At 53.8% G+C, this 15,129-nt stretch carries 18 protein-coding genes and 1 pseudogene; 15 read left to right on the top strand and 4 right to left on the bottom strand.

What is annotated here, in order from left to right; all coding sequences use genetic code 11:
* The first annotated feature begins 41 nt into the window (after window positions 1-41).
* The 9 genes and pseudogenes from GC56T2_RS12435 to ytvI all read left to right on the top strand — a co-directional run bounded on the left by GC56T2_RS12435 (window position 42) and on the right by ytvI (window position 7,383).
* Window positions 42-689 carry a class I SAM-dependent methyltransferase gene (locus GC56T2_RS12435; RefSeq protein ID WP_144975585.1) on the top strand — a complete coding sequence of 216 codons (648 nt, stop codon included), beginning with the start codon at window positions 42-44 and terminating at the stop codon, window positions 687-689.
* 15 nt (window positions 690-704) lie between these two features.
* Window positions 705-1,409, top strand: a complete 705-nt coding sequence (mtnN, locus tag GC56T2_RS12430) for a 5'-methylthioadenosine/S-adenosylhomocysteine nucleosidase (RefSeq protein ID WP_144975583.1) — start codon at window positions 705-707, stop codon at window positions 1,407-1,409.
* Window positions 1,410-1,437: 28 nt separating this feature from the next.
* Window positions 1,438-2,364 carry a PLP-dependent cysteine synthase family protein gene (locus GC56T2_RS12425; protein WP_144977318.1) on the top strand — a complete coding sequence of 309 codons (927 nt, stop codon included), beginning with the start codon at window positions 1,438-1,440 and terminating at the stop codon, window positions 2,362-2,364.
* A complete protein-coding gene (locus GC56T2_RS12420; RefSeq protein ID WP_144975581.1) occupies window positions 2,364-3,497 on the top strand; it encodes a bifunctional cystathionine gamma-lyase/homocysteine desulfhydrase in 1,134 nt (377 codons plus the stop codon). Before GC56T2_RS12425 ends, GC56T2_RS12420 begins: the two co-directional genes overlap by 1 nt.
* A gap of 61 nt (window positions 3,498-3,558) precedes the next feature.
* A complete protein-coding gene (locus tag GC56T2_RS12415; RefSeq protein ID WP_144975579.1) occupies window positions 3,559-3,807 on the top strand; it encodes a YrhC family protein in 249 nt (82 codons plus the stop codon).
* A gap of 545 nt (window positions 3,808-4,352) precedes the next feature.
* Window positions 4,353-4,496, top strand: a complete 144-nt coding sequence (locus GC56T2_RS12410) for a YrzI family small protein (protein WP_081897239.1) — start codon at window positions 4,353-4,355, stop codon at window positions 4,494-4,496.
* A gap of 470 nt (window positions 4,497-4,966) precedes the next feature.
* Window positions 4,967-5,680 carry an RNA polymerase sporulation sigma factor SigK gene (sigK, locus tag GC56T2_RS12400; protein WP_144975578.1) on the top strand — a complete coding sequence of 238 codons (714 nt, stop codon included), beginning with the start codon at window positions 4,967-4,969 and terminating at the stop codon, window positions 5,678-5,680.
* A 148-nt stretch (window positions 5,681-5,828) separates the two neighbouring features.
* A pseudogene (locus GC56T2_RS12395) lies at window positions 5,829-6,194 on the top strand (cation:dicarboxylate symporter family transporter); the annotation flags it as partial.
* Window positions 6,195-6,357: 163 nt separating this feature from the next.
* Window positions 6,358-7,383, top strand: a complete 1,026-nt coding sequence (ytvI, locus tag GC56T2_RS12390; RefSeq protein ID WP_144975576.1) for a sporulation integral membrane protein YtvI — start codon at window positions 6,358-6,360, stop codon at window positions 7,381-7,383.
* Between the two features lie 348 nt (window positions 7,384-7,731).
* Here ytvI and motB read toward each other — a convergent pair whose 3' ends face one another.
* The 3 genes from motB to pssA all read right to left on the bottom strand — a co-directional run bounded on the left by motB (window position 7,732) and on the right by pssA (window position 10,017).
* A complete protein-coding gene (gene motB, locus GC56T2_RS12385; RefSeq protein ID WP_144975574.1) occupies window positions 7,732-8,514 on the bottom strand; it encodes a flagellar motor protein MotB in 783 nt (260 codons plus the stop codon).
* Complete coding sequence (gene motA, locus GC56T2_RS12380) at window positions 8,507-9,307, bottom strand: flagellar motor stator protein MotA (RefSeq protein WP_144975572.1); 801 nt, start codon at window positions 9,305-9,307, stop codon at window positions 8,507-8,509. The genes motB and motA overlap by 8 nt, the downstream gene beginning before the upstream one ends.
* Before the next feature lie 170 nt (window positions 9,308-9,477).
* Window positions 9,478-10,017 carry a CDP-diacylglycerol--serine O-phosphatidyltransferase gene (gene pssA, locus GC56T2_RS12375; RefSeq protein WP_144975570.1) on the bottom strand — a complete coding sequence of 180 codons (540 nt, stop codon included), beginning with the start codon at window positions 10,015-10,017 and terminating at the stop codon, window positions 9,478-9,480.
* A gap of 124 nt (window positions 10,018-10,141) precedes the next feature.
* Here pssA and GC56T2_RS12370 point away from each other — a divergent pair, with 124 nt between their 5' ends.
* Window positions 10,142-10,981 carry a phosphatidylserine decarboxylase gene (locus GC56T2_RS12370; protein ID WP_144975568.1) on the top strand — a complete coding sequence of 280 codons (840 nt, stop codon included), beginning with the start codon at window positions 10,142-10,144 and terminating at the stop codon, window positions 10,979-10,981.
* 442 nt (window positions 10,982-11,423) lie between these two features.
* Window positions 11,424-11,642: a hypothetical protein gene (locus tag GC56T2_RS12365; RefSeq protein ID WP_144975566.1), complete on the top strand. Its 219-nt coding sequence runs from the start codon at window positions 11,424-11,426 to the stop codon at window positions 11,640-11,642.
* Window positions 11,643-11,728: 86 nt separating this feature from the next.
* On the opposite strand, the gene sda is transcribed toward GC56T2_RS12365, so the two are convergent.
* Entirely contained in the window at window positions 11,729-11,869 is a 141-nt protein-coding gene (gene sda / locus GC56T2_RS12360) for a sporulation histidine kinase inhibitor Sda (RefSeq protein ID WP_008879941.1), read from the bottom strand.
* Window positions 11,870-12,207: 338 nt separating this feature from the next.
* On the opposite strand from sda, the gene GC56T2_RS12355 reads away from it, so the two are divergent.
* Genes GC56T2_RS12355 through yhbY form a run of 4 tightly spaced genes read left to right on the top strand, consistent with a single transcriptional unit; the run spans window position 12,208 to window position 14,985 of the window.
* The gene (locus tag GC56T2_RS12355) at window positions 12,208-12,723 is read left to right on the top strand and encodes a YqeG family HAD IIIA-type phosphatase (protein WP_144975564.1); all 516 of its coding nucleotides are present in this window, start codon (window positions 12,208-12,210) and stop codon (window positions 12,721-12,723) included.
* A gap of 2 nt (window positions 12,724-12,725) precedes the next feature.
* On the top strand, window positions 12,726-13,835 hold the full coding sequence (gene yqeH / locus GC56T2_RS12350; protein ID WP_144975562.1) for a ribosome biogenesis GTPase YqeH: 1,110 nt from the start codon (window positions 12,726-12,728) through the stop codon (window positions 13,833-13,835).
* Window positions 13,836-13,857: 22 nt separating this feature from the next.
* The gene (gene aroE / locus GC56T2_RS12345; RefSeq protein WP_144975560.1) at window positions 13,858-14,688 is read left to right on the top strand and encodes a shikimate dehydrogenase; all 831 of its coding nucleotides are present in this window, start codon (window positions 13,858-13,860) and stop codon (window positions 14,686-14,688) included.
* 3 nt (window positions 14,689-14,691) lie between these two features.
* Window positions 14,692-14,985, top strand: coding sequence for a ribosome assembly RNA-binding protein YhbY (yhbY, locus tag GC56T2_RS12340; RefSeq protein ID WP_033844199.1), 294 nt, complete (start codon window positions 14,692-14,694; stop codon window positions 14,983-14,985).
* The last annotated feature ends 144 nt before the right edge of the window (window positions 14,986-15,129 follow it).

Here is a 15,129-nt window from a genome sequence, read left to right as displayed (position 1 = left end):
TATACTTATAGGAATTATAAACTTTTATGGAGCGTGACCGTATGGGTAGAGAATTTCTTGACTTGTTCGAGCAATGGGCTGAGTCGTACGACCAATCGGTGGAAGGTCATGATGAGCAATATCGCGATGTGTTTGCCGGCTACGGCCGCATTTTGGACGCGGTCGCCGACAAAGCGGGCCAAGTGGTGCTCGAATTTGGCGTCGGCACCGGCAATTTGACGAAAAAGCTGCTCGAACGCGGCAAAACGGTGTACGGCATTGAGCCGTCAGCGCCGATGCGCAAAAAAGCGTTGGAAAAACTCGGCGGTCGGGTCGTCATTATGGACGGCGACTTTTTGCGTTTTCCGCTGCCGCCGGAGCCGATCGACACGGTGGCGAGCACGTATGCTTTTCATCATTTGACTGATGCGGAAAAAGGGGAGGCCATCGCCAAATATAGCCAACTGCTCCGCCCCGGTGGTAAAATAGTGTTTGCCGATACGGCGTTTCGTGATAAAGCCGCGTTCCGCCAACCGGTTGAAGCGGCGCGGGCGCGCGGGTTCCACGATTTGGCCGACGATCTGGAGCGCGAATATTATACGACGCTCGACGTATTGGCCGCGCTGTTTGCCACCCACGGCTTTTCCGCTTCCTTTACCCAGCAAAACGCGTTCGTCTGGCTGATGGAGGCGGTAAAACAAATCGACTGAGAAAGAGGGAGAACGATGAAAGCAGCGATTATTGGAGCAATGGAAGAAGAAGTAGCGATGCTGCGCGCGCGCATGGAAGGACGCGAGGATACGGCCATCGCCGGGTGCGAATTTTCCGCTGGGCGCCTCAACGGAGTGGAGGCGGTGTTGTTGAAGTCCGGCATCGGCAAAGTGAATGCCGCCATGGGGACGACGCTGTTGCTTGACCGTTTTCGTCCCGATGTCGTCATCAACACCGGCTCCGCCGGAGGATTTTTGCCGTCATTGCGCGTCGGTGATCTCGTCATTTCGGAAGAGGTCGTGCATCATGACGTGGATGTGACCGCCTTTGGCTATGCGTATGGGCAAGTGCCCGGCTTGCCGGCGCGCTACCGGGCCGATGAGACGCTTGTCGAGGCGGCAAAACAAGCGGCAACCCAGCTTAACGGCCTCCAAGCGGCCGTTGGCTTGATCGCCACCGGCGATTCGTTTATGAACGACCCGAAGCGCGTCGAGTTTGTGCGCGGCCAGTTCCCGGAACTGTGCGCCGTTGAGATGGAGGCGGCGGCGATCGCTCAAGTGTGCGTGCAGTTTGGTGTGCCGTTTGTCGTGATCCGGGCGCTTTCCGACATCGCCGGTCAGGAATCGGACGTATCGTTTGAACAGTTTTTGGAGACGGCGGCGAAACACTCGGCTGAGCTTGTTTTATCGATGCTTTCCATTCTCGGCGCGAGAAGTTAAACGAGTGGAAGGAAACGGAGTGACACCGATGCGGGTAGCCAAAGGCATTCATGAATTGATCGGGCGCACACCGCTAGTGGAAATTACGCGCTTTCCGCTGCCGGAAGGCGTCCGCTTGTTTGCCAAGCTCGAGTATTTCAATCCGGGCGGAAGCATCAAAGACCGGCTCGGGCAGGAATTGTTGCGCGAAGCGTTCGAATCGGGGAAGCTGAAAGAAGGCGGTACGATCATCGAGCCGACGGCTGGCAACACCGGCATCGGCTTGGCGCTGGCGGCGATCGGCAAAAACATTAACGTCATCTTTTGCGTTCCAGAAAAATTTAGCATCGAAAAGCAGCAGCTGATGAAAGCGCTCGGGGCGCAAATTGTCCATACGCCGACCGAGGAAGGAATGGAAGGGGCGATCCGCAAAGCGGAAGAGCTCGCCCGCACGATTCCCGGCGCGTATTGCCCGCAGCAGTTTCGCAATCCGGCCAACCCGCGGACATACTACAAGACGCTCGGGCCGGAGCTGTGGGACGATTTGGACGGCCAGATTGACGTCTTTGTCGCCGGCGCCGGTTCCGGCGGCACGTTTATGGGAACGGCGATGTTTTTAAAAGAAAAAAACCCTGCTATTAAAACAGTCATTGTTGAACCGGAAGGCTCGATTTTAGGCGGCGGCGAACCGGGTCCGCATCGGACGGAGGGGATCGGCATGGAATTTTTGCCGCCGTTTCTGGACCCGGCGTATTTTGACGCCATCTACACGATCGCGGACGATGACGCGTTCCGCCGCGTGAGCGAACTAGCCAGACAGGAAGGGCTTTTGGTCGGCAGCTCGTCCGGCGCCGCCTTTCACGCCGCCTTGCTTGAGGCCGAGAAGGCGAAGCCGGGAACGAACATCGTCGTCATTTTCCCCGATAGCAGCGAGCGGTATTTAAGCAAAAACATTTACGAAGGTGGAGGATCGTGATGAGACGAAAAACGCTGCTCATCCATGGCGGCATTCCGGGTGACCCGCATACCGGAGCGGTGTCGGTGCCGATTTATCAAGTGAGCACGTACAAGCAGGAAGAGATCGGGAAGCATAAAGGATTCGAATATTCGCGCACCGGCAATCCGACGCGCGCAGCGCTCGAGAAACTGATTGCTGAGCTTGAAGGCGGCGTGGCCGGGTTTGCGTTCGCTTCTGGGATGGCGGCGATTACCGCCGTCATGATGCTGTTTGACAGCGGCGACCATATCGTGATCACCGATGACGTTTACGGCGGCACGTATCGGGTGATGGCGAACGTATTCAACCGGTTCGGACTTGATGCGACGTTTGTCGACACGAGCGATGTCGCCAACATCGAGGCGCACATCCGCCCGAATACGAAAGCCATTTACGTGGAAACGCCGACCAATCCGTTGTTGAAAATTACTGACTTGCAAGCGGCGGCCGCCATCGCCCGTGCGCACGGGCTGTTATTGATCGTCGATAACACGTTTTCGACGCCGTATTTCCAAACGCCGCTTGAACTGGGCGCCGATATCGTCATTCATAGCGCGACGAAATATTTAGGCGGCCATAGCGACGTCGTCGCCGGCTTGGCGGTCGTCCGCACCGCCGAGCTCGCCGAGCGGCTTCATTACGTGCAAAATTCGACCGGCGGCATCCTTGGACCGCAAGATTCGTGGCTGCTTATGCGCGGGATCAAAACGCTCGGCGTGCGGATGGAAGAGCACGAACAAAACGCGCGGGCGATTGCGGCCTTTTTGGCCGAGCATCAGGCGGTGGCGCGCGTGTATTACCCCGGGCTTCCGGAGCATCCGAACCATGAGCTGGCGAAAACACAAATGCGCGGGTTCGGCGGCATGATTTCCTTTGACGTCGGCAGCTTGGAGCGAGCGGAAACCGTCCTGTCGCGCGTTCGCTTCTTTACGCTCGCCGAAAGTTTAGGAGCGGTCGAAAGCTTAATTTCATTGCCGGCGAAAATGACTCACGCCTCGATTCCGAAAGAGCGGCGCGAACAGCTCGGCATTACCGACGGGCTCATCCGCCTGTCGATCGGGTTGGAAGACGTCAACGATTTGCTTGACGATTTGGCGCAAGCGCTTGGCTGAAATTGCCGCTCCCCCTTTTTCGCCCGTTATGGTACAGTGAGGGCGAGAGGAGGAATCGGCAGTGACTGAACGACAACGGAACGAGCTGCGTGCGAAAGCGGGCGATTTCACGATGTACAGCTTAGTTTTGTTCGCGCTTGGCGCGTTTTTCTATTTAGGTACGATCATCCCGGGCGCGCTGGCGGCGGCGGACAAACCGTTCGCTTTGCTGGCTGTCGCCGGCTGTTTGGCCGCGGCATTGTATTGCTCGCGCCGCGCCGCCCACTATCGCCATCAGCTCGAGGAACAAGACAACTCGTTTGAATCGTGAAAGGACTTGTTCAAAAGCCCGTCTACCAATCCGCGGCGGAAGCGTAAAGCGCGGAGAGGGGGACGGAAAGTTCCATGGACAGCGCGATCTGCCCTCGACACGAGGATGAAAATCCCGCGCCAGTTCGGCATTTTCACAGAAATGTTTTTCCATCTACCCAAGGGTGGGAATTCCTGTAAATTCGGCATTTTCACAAAAAACCGAACAACCTCGTCATTGAGAGACGAACCGGAAGCAGGGATGTTGTCTTATTTTTCAAAAGAATGGTTTACAACGGAACTGATTTTGGATATAATTACCTTCGTAACGTCATTTCCGAAGGGAGGTCGAAGACGATGATCATGACGATGTGGACGACACCGCTCGATGCTCGCCAACTAAAGGCTATTCGACCTTCCGCTGACCGGGAATGACGCACCATGACCACGAACAACAGCCATCGGGCCGCAGAAGGAGAGTAGTCTCGCTTTCTGCGGTTTTTTGCTTGGCAAGGCCGCAGAGGCGTTTTCCTTCTGCGGCTTTTTGTTTCGAAAGGGGGGAGGAAGATGACGATCCATTTGTTTTTTGTGACGATCACGATCGAGCGGAAGGCCCCGCGGCGGCGCAACATCGAACAAGAGCGGTTGCGGCGTGCCGCCGAAGAGGAGCTGCTTGACCGCAAATGTTCTGTCCATCACCGGCTGTTTTAAAAATGACAGAGGAAAGGGGAGATGATTCATGTTGATGGCACGAGGATGGTTGATGATGTGGCTTGAGCGGACGGGCGATTCGACTTGACTCGGCGAGGAGGGACGCGCATGCTGCGTGTGCTGTTGTTGACGGTCGAATTTCACCAATTGTTCAAACTGTGGCGCAAGCGTTCCTCGTCTTCTTTGGTAAAATAAAAACAAACGAGTCAAGGAGGGAACGGGGATGTTCACCATCGTCATGGCAGTGGTGATGACAGTGTCCATCGCGCTCGTCATCGCTGCGGAAGTGAGCGTCGAGGCGGAGGCTTAGGCGGACGGTTGGTTCGTTCAGCGCCTGGAGCGGTGTTCCACGAGTGCCGGCTTGTTTTAAGAGCCGGCGCTATTTTTTTGTCCAGACACGGACAACGTTGCTCCCGCATATACATCATCATAGACGGTTTCCGTCAATGACAGCAGGCGGGGGTGAGAGCATGTCCAGCATTGTTTCGGTGTTTGCGTTTTTGCTGAAAGAGCTGACGTTTCTTGTTTCGTATATTAAAAACAATGCATTTCCCCAGCCGTTAAGCGCCAAAGAAGAGGAAAACTATTTGGCACTGATGGCGAAAGGCGACGAACAAGCCCGCAACCGGCTCATCGAACATAACTTGCGCCTTGTCGCCCATATTGTGAAAAAGTTTGAAAATACCGGTGAGGAAGTCGATGATTTGATTTCGATTGGCACGATCGGCCTCATTAAAGCCATTGAGAGCTATTCGCCGGGAAAAGGGACGAAACTGGCGACGTACGCTGCCCGCTGCATCGAAAATGAAATTCTTATGCACTTGCGCTCGCTGAAAAAAACGCGCAAAGATGTCTCACTGCATGAACCGATCGGCCAGGACAAGGAAGGAAACGAAATCAGCCTGCTTGATATTTTAAAGTCCGAAGGCCAAGATATTGCCGACGAAATTCAGCTGAACATGGAGATCGAACAGGTGAAAAAATATATCGAGGTGCTCGATGAGCGCGAAAAAGAAGTGATCATCAGCCGGTTTGGACTCGGCCGCCAGCGCGAGAAAACGCAGCGGGAAATCGCCAAAGAACTCGGCATCTCAAGAAGCTACGTTTCGCGCATCGAAAAGCGGGCCTTGATGAAAATGTTTCACGAGTTTTACCGCCAGGAAAAAGAAAAGCGACGGACATAGAAGGCTGGATATGGCTTTACCATTTCCTTTTTCAATTGGAAAAACCTTGTTGCATCGGCCCTGCTTTTTACACGTTCTCCACTGATGAAAGGAATCATCGATTTCCCCAGCCTGATCGAGGGAGGCGCTGTTTCGTTCGGCAGCGCTTTTTTATTTTAACCTTGATGGGTCGACGCTGTATCAGGCGCTGGCGGCAATTTTTATCGCCCAGCTGTATGGCATCGATATGCCGCTGTCCCAGCAAATTTCGCTAGTGCTCGTGTTGATGGTGACGTCAAAAGGCATCGCTGGCGTTCCGGGCGTTTCGTTCGTCGTCTTATTGGTGACGCTCGGCACTCCGGTTGAAGGATTGGCGTTTATCGCTGGCATCGACCGCATTTTGGACATGGCGCGCACGGCCGTCAATGTCGTAGGCAACTCGCTGGCGGCAGTGGTCATGTCGAAATGGGAAGGGCAGTATGACGAAGAGAAAGGGAAACGATACATGGCGGAGCTACAGAAGCAAAGCGCTTAACCGAAAAGCGGCTAACGAGGCAGCCGCTTTTTCTTTTTGATCGCTAAGGAATGTGTAGTGCAATAAAAAACACACTAGATAGTTGCTCGTCTGTATGCGGTCGGCTATAGTTATACATGAGCCCATCGCGTGGCTCAAATTTGATAAAAAATGAGGGAAGAACGTGAAACGTTGGCTTTTGATCGTGCTGCTGCTCGCTGTGGGGGTATGGCTTGTGCCATACAGCGTACCGCTTCTGTTGGCGCTCGCTACCGCGCTGTTGCTCGAGCCGTCCATCCGCCGCTTGCAACAAACGTATCGGCTGAAGCGCGTTCATGCCGTTACGGCCATTTTTTCGCTGTTTATCGTCATCGTCGGTGTTTTGCTTTATGTTCTCATTGTTATTTTTGTCGAGCAGGTGATGGCGCTCTCGCAAAAGCTGCCTGCCTTCCTCAGCGAAGCGACGAAAGTGTTGGATCGTCTTATTCAAACATGGCAGTCGTATTCGAGCTCGATTCCGCCCGAAATCATCGAATCATTGGAGCGCGGCGTCAATACGGGACAACAAATGTTGCTGTCGTTTGCGAGCAGTTTGACGCAGTCGCTCGTTCATTATATTGCCGCAGTACCCGCGTTTTTGATTCATTTTTTGGTGTATATCGTCGCCTTGTTTCTCATTTGCCTCGATTTGCCGCGGCTGAAGCAAGGGGTGCGCCGCCATTTATCCGAGCGCACGGAACAGCGGCTGGGGATGATCGTCACCCAGCTCAGCAAAGCGGCAGTCGGCTTTATCAAAGCGCAGTTTCTGCTCAGTGTCATCACGTTTTTCATCGCCTTGGCTGGGCTGGTGGTGCTAGGGATTGATTACGCCGCCCTCATGGCGCTCGTCATTGTGATTGTCGATATTTTGCCGATTTTGGGAACCGGGTCAGTATTGGTGCCGTGGGGGATCATCAGCATAGCGAACGGGGATAAAGCGCTCGGCATCGGTCTGATCGTGTTGTTTGTCGTCATTACGTTGGTGCGACGGATCATCGAGCCAAAAGTGTTTTCGACCAATTTGGGCATTTCCCCGCTTGCGGCGTTAGTCAGTGTTTATCTCGGCTTTCAGCTGCTCGGCTTCATCGGGCTATTCGTTGGGCCGGTCGTTGTCATTTTGGTCGAGGCGCTTGCCAAAGCCGGTGTCATTCGATGGACGATCAAACTTTAATGAACGAAAAACGGGGCTGGCAACGGAGCGGGACGGGAACGGCCGCCAAAAAACCGAGGGTGTCCCACTTCTTGGAGGACACCCTCGTTCCTGTGTCAAGCGCTGAAAAGGGATGATTTGCGCCTGCGATCTCGGTTTGCACCATAACGGGCGGTTTGGAGCTGGCCCCGAGGCTGGCGAAAAGGACGATGTCATGAAACGGCCGCCTCTTGCGTGTCGGGAAAAGCAGCATTGGTAAAGGTCGTGAACTACTCCCACTTAGCTTTGCTTGAAGTGGGAGACTTCTTTCGGAATGATGTTAAATGGCAAAAGCGAGATGATGGTCTCGCCGACTACCGGCCTTGCCGGTCAGCGAGCGGATGCCGATGACGGAGAAGTGTCAGAGCGCGGCAAAATCAAAATTTCCACGCGCCGGTTTTTCATCCGCCCGGCGGCCGTCGCGTTGGAAGCGATCGGTTTGTATTCGCCGTACCCTTTCGCGCTGAAGCGGCGCGGGTCCAACTGCTTGTTTTCGAGCAGCACTTTCATGAAGTTCACGGCGCGCATCACGCTCAACTCCCAATTGGAAGCGAATTGGGCGTTATGGATCGGCACGTTGTCCGTGTGACCGCTGATAATGATGTCGCGCGGCGGGTTCATGACGAGCAGCTTGGAGATTTCTGCCGCCAAACGCCGGTCTTCGATGCGCACATCGGCGCTGCCGGAGTCAAACAAAATGTCATCTAAGATCGTAATGGCGAGCCCTTCATCGTTCAGTGACGTCTGCAGCTTTCCGCCGAGTTCGTTTTGGCGAATGTAGGCATCGATTTTTGCTTTGATTTCCGCCAGTTCTTCTTTTTCCTGTTCGCTGACTGGACGCGAAGGGGGGGATGATCGCTCTTGCCCTTTTTCATCTTGGGCGGGCGGTGTGATCGGCTGCACAGGGCTCTGAAAGTCGAGCACACCGGTTCCGCCGGCGAAGGCGGTGTTGAACGAGCGAGCGATTTCCTGAAATTTTTTCTGATCGATTTGGCTGCTGGCGAACAAAACGATGAACAAAGCAAGCAGCAACGTCAACAAATCCGCGTACGGAATGAGCCATGATTCATTGATATGTTCCTCATGGCCGCCCTTTTTTTTCTTGTTAGCCATTGGCGGCTTCCCCTTCTTTTTGTGGTTCGATCGATTGCTGCCGCTCGCTCTCCGGCAAATACGAGGCGAGCTTTTGCTCGATCGTCCGCGGGGCTTGTCCTTCCAAAATGGACAGCACGCCCTCAATCATGATGTAGCGCACCTTCGCCTCTTCTTTCGATTTTCGCCGCAGCTTATTGGCAAACGGATGCCAAAGAACATAACCGGTAAAAATCCCGAGCATTGTCGCCACGAACGCCGCGCTGATGGCCTGGCCGAGTTCGGCGATGTTTTCCATGTTGCCGAGCGCAGCGATCAAGCCAACAACGGCACCAAGCACTCCGAGCGTCGGCGCATACGTGCCCGCTTGGGTGAAAATGGCGGCGTTCGCTTCGTGGCGCTCTTCCATCGCCGCAACTTCTTCCGTCATGACGTCGCGGATGAATTCTTGCGTTTGGCCGTCAATCGCCATGCTGAGCCCGTTGCGCAAAAACGGGTCATCAACATCATCCAATTTGGCCTCAAGCGCCAGCAGCCCTTCGCGGCGGGCGATGTTGGCCCACTCGACAAAAAGCGGGATCAATTGCTCTACCGTCGGCGCAGACGATTCGGTAAAAATAATTTTCAATAGCTTCGGCACTTTTTTAATTTCGCGCGTTGGGAAGGCGATGATAACGGCAGCGGCCGTTCCGACAAGAATGATGAGAATGGCGGCCGGATTGATTAACACAGCCGGCGACACGCCCTTAAAATACATCCCTAACCCAATGCTGATGATCCCAAGAATGAGACCGATGACCGATGTTTTGTCCAACTGGATCCCCCCGTTTTTTCTCCAACGATCTATGCCATGGGCGTTTGATGAAGAAACCATATTTATCATATACTGAATAGAGAAGGTTGAAAAGGGAAAATGGTGTGACTTTGGACATAAAAAAAGCCGCCCAGTCGATAGGCCATCGGCAAGGGGCAGCCATGACGCGATCATATTTTTTTCAACTTAAACGTTCCAACCATTAAGAACGATAAAATGAGCGCCAAAAACATGAATGACTGCGGCGGAACGTACGGGATGGCCAAATAGCCGAGCGTCATCAGCACGCCGGCGGCTGTGATCGGCAGCCCGGAGAAATAGCCGTTGTTTTCCGTGATGTTAAAGCGGGCGAGCCGGAAGGCCCCGCAGGCGACATACAAAATCGTGAACACCGCCCCTGGCGCGCCGAATTCATGGAACAATCCTTGATACATCAACAAGGCCGGCGCTACGCCGAACGAAATGATGTCGCTCATCGAGTCGAGCTGCTTGCCGAGCTCGGATTCGATGTTCAGCCGGCGGGCGACCGCGCCGTCAAAACGGTCGACAAAGGCGGCCAAAAAAATGAGAAGCACGCTCATATGCAGCTGTCCTTTGAGCGTGGCGAGCACGGAAAAGCCGCCAAGCGATAAGTTCGTCAACGTCAAAATATTGGCCACGTTGGCTTTCAACTTTTTCAGCGTATAATCCAAATAATCCGATAAGAACAATTCTCCCCACTCCTTTTCCAGCCAAAAGCGCCAAAAGAAAATTCTACTACCATTATACTCGTTTTGACGGTAATATGGAAGGTAGTAACGACCTAGCAATGCTGCGTAACTGGAGGGAATCTGTTTGCGAAAATGGCTGTATCGTTTGTTCATTGAATTGACCAATCATTGGCTTTCTTCCAAGCTGCTTGCTTCGTTTGCCAAATCGCGCCTAAGCGCGCTGTTGATTCCATCCTATGCAAAAGTTTATCATATTAACCAAGAAGAGATGGAAAAAAGCTTAAAAAATTATAAGACGCTGCAGCAGCTGTTCATCCGCCGGCTGAAGGCGGGAACGAGGCCCATCGACGCCGATGAGCGGGCCGTGGTCAGCCCCGTGGACGCCGTGATTGAAGCGATGGGAATCATCGAAGAACCGTGTGAAATGACCGTGAAAGGAAAACGGTATTCCATCGCGGAAATGCTCGGCGGTGAAGAAGCGGCGCAGCCGTACGTGAACGGGTTCTTTTTTATTCTGTATTTGAGCCCGAGCCATTATCACCGCATTCACAGCCCAATATCTGGCGTGATCGAAAAACAGTGGACGCTTGGCCGCAAGTCGTATCCGGTCAACCGGCTTGGCTTAAAATATGGAAGGCGGCCGCTCGAAAAAAATTACCGTCTTATTACGGAAGTCAAGGCTGATGGCAAGCGCTTGGCGATCGTGAAAATCGGCGCCATGTTTGTCAACAGCATCGAATTGACACATGAGGGCGACCAATTGATCAAAGGCGAAGAAATGGCTTATTTTTCGTTTGGGTCAACGGTCGTTTTGCTGTTTGAGCGCGGCAGCTTTACTCCTGATCCGGGCGTTGCGGCGCCGATGCCGATCAAAGTCGGTGAACGGCTCGGCTACTGGTGCCAACAGCGGGATGGAAAGGGAAACGAAGACGGGCGCGGCCGCCGGAACCTGTCTACCCTTTAGAAACGTTCCAAGGACAGGTGATACACTGATTGGAATTGCGAAAAAGTATGGAAGTTTATCCTTTAGAAACGTTCTAGGGACAGTCCGGTTCCCGGATTTAGAGGTGAAAATGACCGCTTGACGACGGGATTTCCACGGTAAGTTCCGTGGGCGGCGGTCTCCTCTTTACCCGGGGATGAGCATCTGGCGTCAGTTTGGCATTTTTCACGGCAAGTTCTGTGGGCAGCGTGATCGGCCCTCCACCCAGGGATGAACATCCGCGCCAAGTCGGCATGTTTACGGAAGAGGAGGAAAAACAGAGGCTTTCTCGAAAGCATGGGCGGGCGTGTAAAAAGAAGCATCAATAGTCGCAAGGCTTCTCTACATGCGAAATAAGGCCGGAAAGCAGCACGCGTTCGATCGACGTCCCTCTAGGGAGCTGGTAATTTAAGGGGGCAAGCTATTGATCAAGCACGTTTCTCAAATAGAAAAGCCCTGTCGCATCACGATCGCCTTTCAAACGCTCTCCCATTGCTCAAGAGAAACAACTGCTTTTCACCAGCCATCTAGAAGGCTGGTGATTGAAGGAGGCAAGCTGCTTACCAAGCTTGTTTCTCAAATGGGAAAGCCTGTCTCATCAGTATTGTTCAGGAGAAACAACCGTTTTTCACCAGCCATCTAGAGGGAGCGGTGATGGAGTGTAAAATGCTACTGATCCGACCTCACCGGCCTTCTAGGGAAAAACAAAAAAAGCCCGAAGGCCTTCAGTTAGGATGACAACTTGATTTTATGAGTCAACGACCGGCGCTGAATTTCCTTTTCGATGAGCTCGATGAATTCGGGGCTTAAATTGAGTTCTTTCGCCTTGAAGTACGACTCGATGAGCAATTCATCGGACAGATGCTTCATCGGGAAGCCTCCTTTTTTGATGGAATATAACGAGCCATCCATACATATAATGGTAGGTTACTTTCACTGTACCACGATTTGCAAAAGAGAACAACCGTTCTGTTATCCACAGACATCCGTGGATAACGTGTGGAAAAGGTGTTTATAACCTAGCTAGGGCCTTGTCACTAGCATGTGTATAATGTGGGCAACAGTTATCCACAATCGGCGGGAGCGCAAAATTTGTCGAAAATTTTTTCCGCTTTGTCAGTTCAACCGATGACTGGCAAACTTTGTTTTGAAACGGAAGGGAAAATCGGCTATGATGGGAAAAGCAGAGCGAAAGGCAGGTGGACGATATGCTTCATTACTTTTTGCCTAGCCAGTTTGTCAAGCGGGTGATCGACATTGCTCCTGATGAGCTGAAGGAAAAAGGGGTGAAAGGGATCATCACCGACTTGGACAATACGCTCGTTGAATGGGATCGGCCGAGCGCCACCCCGGAGCTGGCCGCTTGGTTTGATGCCATAAAGCAAGCGGGCATTAAGGTCGTCATCGTATCCAATAATAATAAACGACGTGTCCAGTCGTTTGCCGAGCCGCTCGGCATTCCGTTCATTTTCGAAGCGCGCAAACCGTTGACGCGCGCGTTTTTGCGGGCGCTGCACATGATGGGGCTGAACAAGGAGGAGGTCGTCGTCATCGGCGATCAGCTGTTGACCGATGTGCTCGGTGGCAATCGCCTTGGCTTGAACACGATTTTAGTCGTCCCAGTTTCGGAAACGGACGGTTGGTGGACGCGGTTCAATCGAAAAATGGAACGGAGAATTTTAAACGCCATGCGGAAAAAAGGGATGATTTACTGGGAGGAATGATCGTGGAGCCACAACTGCGTTGCATCGGCTGCGGGGCCGCCATTCAGGTGGAAGATCCAAAAAAAGCGGGCTACGCCCCGAAAAGCGTGCTTGAAAAAGAGGCGGAAGAAATCGTTTGCCAACGTTGCTTTCGTCTGAAACATTATAATGAGGTGCAAGACGTGCCGCTTGATGACAGCGACTTTGTTAACATGCTGCACCGCATCGGGGAATCGAAGGCGCTTGTCGTGTACATCGTCGATATTTTTGATTTCAACGGCAGCTGGATTCCGGGATTGCCGCGGTTTGCCGCTGACAATCCGATTTTGCTTGTCGGCAATAAGGCGGATTTATTGCCGCGTTCGGTTAACTATTTGAAACTGGTGCAATGGATGCGGCGGATGGCGGAAGAGCTCGGGCTGCGCCCGGTCGATGTCTGTCTCGTCAGCGCGGCGAAAGGGATCGGCATGGGGAAGGTAATGGAGGCGATGGAGCGCTTTCGCAAGGGCGGCGATGTCTATGTGGTCGGCTGCACGAATGTCGGCAAATCGACGTTCATCAACTGGGTGATCGAAGAAGCGACGGGCAAAGGAAATGTCATTACAACATCGTATTTCCCGGGAACGACGCTGGATATGATTGAGATTCCGCTTGAAGGCGGCTCATCGCTGTATGATACGCCCGGGATCATCAACCATCATCAGATGGCGCATTTCGTGGATGCGCGCGATTTGAAAATCATCACACCAAAGCGGGAAATCCATCCGCGCGTGTATCAGCTCAATGAAGGGCAGACGCTCTTTTTCGGCGGTTTGGCCCGTCTCGATTACGTCAAAGGCGGGCGCCGTTCGTTCGTCTGCTATATGGCCAACGAGCTGACGATCCACCGGACGAAGCGGGAAAAGGCGGATTCCTTGTACGCCAGCCAGCTCGGCCAGTTGCTATCGCCGCCAAACAAGCGATACGCCGCTGACTTTCCGCCGCTTGTGCCCCGGACGCTGTCGGTGAAAGAGCGGAAGACGGATATTGTCTTTTCCGGGCTCGGCTGGGTGACGTGCAACGACCCCGGCGCTCAGCTCGTCGTTTATGCGCCGAAAGGAGTCGACGTGTTGATTCGCCAGTCGCTGATTTGAGAGAAGCGGGAGGGGGAGAACGATGGAAAACGTATACGGGCTGCTCGGTTTTCCGGTCGAGCATTCGCTGTCGCCGCTCATGCACAACGATGCGTTTGCCTGTTTGGGCATTCCGGCGCGCTATCATTTGTTTCCCGTCAAACCGGGGCAAGTCGGCGCGGCCATCGCCGGCGTTCGGGCGCTTGGCATCGCCGGGGTGAACGTGACGATTCCGCATAAAATGGCGGTCATGCCGTTTTTGGATGAAATCGATGACCACGCGCGCCGCATCGGGGCGGTCAACACGATCGTCAACCGGGATGGCCGGCTCGTCGGCTACAATACGGACGGGCCTGGTTATGTCCGCGCCTTGGAAGAGGAACTTGACGTTTCGTTTGCCGGAAAGCGGATTTTAGTGATCGGCGCGGGCGGCGGAGCGCGCGGCATTTATTTTTCGCTGCTTTCGACCGCGGCCGCGCGCATTGATATGGCCAACCGGACGATCGAGAAAGCGGCGCAGCTTGTGGGGGAAGGGAAGGACGACCGCTCCGCTTTTTTCTCGCTCGCCGAGGCTGAAAAACGGCTGGCTGAATATGATATCGTGATCAATACAACGGCGGCCGGCATGCATCCGCAAGAGGAAGAACAGCCGCTTTCGCTCGAGCGGCTGCGGCCGGGAACGATCGTTTCCGACATCATTTACAACCCGTTGGAAACGAAGTGGTTAAAAGAAGCGAAAGCGCGCGGCGCCCGCACGCAAAACGGCATTGGCATGCTCGTCTATCAAGGGGCGCTGGCGTTTGAAAAATGGACCGGCCAATGGCCGGATGTCAAGCGCATGAAACAGCTTGTCATCGAAGCGTTGAGGAGGTAACATATGTTAACTGGGAAACAAAAACGGTTTTTGCGCGCCCAAGCCCATCATTTGAAACCGATTTTTCAAGTCGGCAAAGGCGGGGTGACGGAAGCGATGACCGAACAAATCGCTGCCGCGCTCGAAGCGCGTGAACTGCTGAAAGTCAGCGTCTTGCAAAACTGTGAGGACGACCGCGACACCGTTGCCGAACAGCTAGCGGCGGGAACGGGGGCAGAAATCGTGCAAGTGATCGGCAACACGATCGTCTTGTATAAAGAGTCAAACGAACATAAGCGCATCGTCTTGCCTAAGTAACCGCCGGCATGGTTGAGGCGGGCGCATCAAGCGGTTGCCACGATGGGTTCGCTTGTTTGATGGCAGAGAGCGGGATCGAGGCGGGCGCTTCGTTTCTCGCTAAGCGTTCCGGGCGGGGCGAGCCTGATTGGTCGTCCGCCTTTA

This window comes from Geobacillus sp. C56-T2, from assembly GCF_007829715.1.
Taxonomy (GTDB): domain Bacteria; phylum Bacillota; class Bacilli; order Bacillales; family Anoxybacillaceae; genus Geobacillus; species Geobacillus icigianus.
Note: the sequence above shows the minus strand (reverse complement) of the source record. Positions and strands in the feature narration are given on the sequence as shown.

What these genes read in the sequence shown, in the direction of transcription:
- GC56T2_RS12435 (WP_144975585.1), top strand. Translation starts at nt 42, where the DNA reads ATGGGTAGAGAATTTCTTGACTTGTTCGAGCAATGGGCTGAGTCGTAC.
- mtnN (WP_144975583.1), top strand. Translation starts at nt 705, where the DNA reads ATGAAAGCAGCGATTATTGGAGCAATGGAAGAAGAAGTAGCGATGCTG.
- GC56T2_RS12425 (WP_144977318.1), top strand. Translation starts at nt 1,438, where the DNA reads ATGCGGGTAGCCAAAGGCATTCATGAATTGATCGGGCGCACACCGCTA.
- GC56T2_RS12420 (WP_144975581.1), top strand. Translation starts at nt 2,364, where the DNA reads ATGAGACGAAAAACGCTGCTCATCCATGGCGGCATTCCGGGTGACCCG.
- GC56T2_RS12410 (WP_081897239.1), top strand. Translation starts at nt 4,353, where the DNA reads ATGACGATCCATTTGTTTTTTGTGACGATCACGATCGAGCGGAAGGCC.
- sigK (WP_144975578.1), top strand. Translation starts at nt 4,967, where the DNA reads ATGTCCAGCATTGTTTCGGTGTTTGCGTTTTTGCTGAAAGAGCTGACG.
- motB (WP_144975574.1), bottom strand. Translation starts at nt 8,514, where the DNA reads ATGGCTAACAAGAAAAAAAAGGGCGGCCATGAGGAACATATCAATGAA.
- sda (WP_008879941.1), bottom strand. Translation starts at nt 11,869, where the DNA reads ATGAAGCATCTGTCCGATGAATTGCTCATCGAGTCGTACTTCAAGGCG.
- GC56T2_RS12355 (WP_144975564.1), top strand. Translation starts at nt 12,208, where the DNA reads ATGCTTCATTACTTTTTGCCTAGCCAGTTTGTCAAGCGGGTGATCGAC.
- aroE (WP_144975560.1), top strand. Translation starts at nt 13,858, where the DNA reads ATGGAAAACGTATACGGGCTGCTCGGTTTTCCGGTCGAGCATTCGCTG.
- yhbY (WP_033844199.1), top strand. Translation starts at nt 14,692, where the DNA reads ATGTTAACTGGGAAACAAAAACGGTTTTTGCGCGCCCAAGCCCATCAT.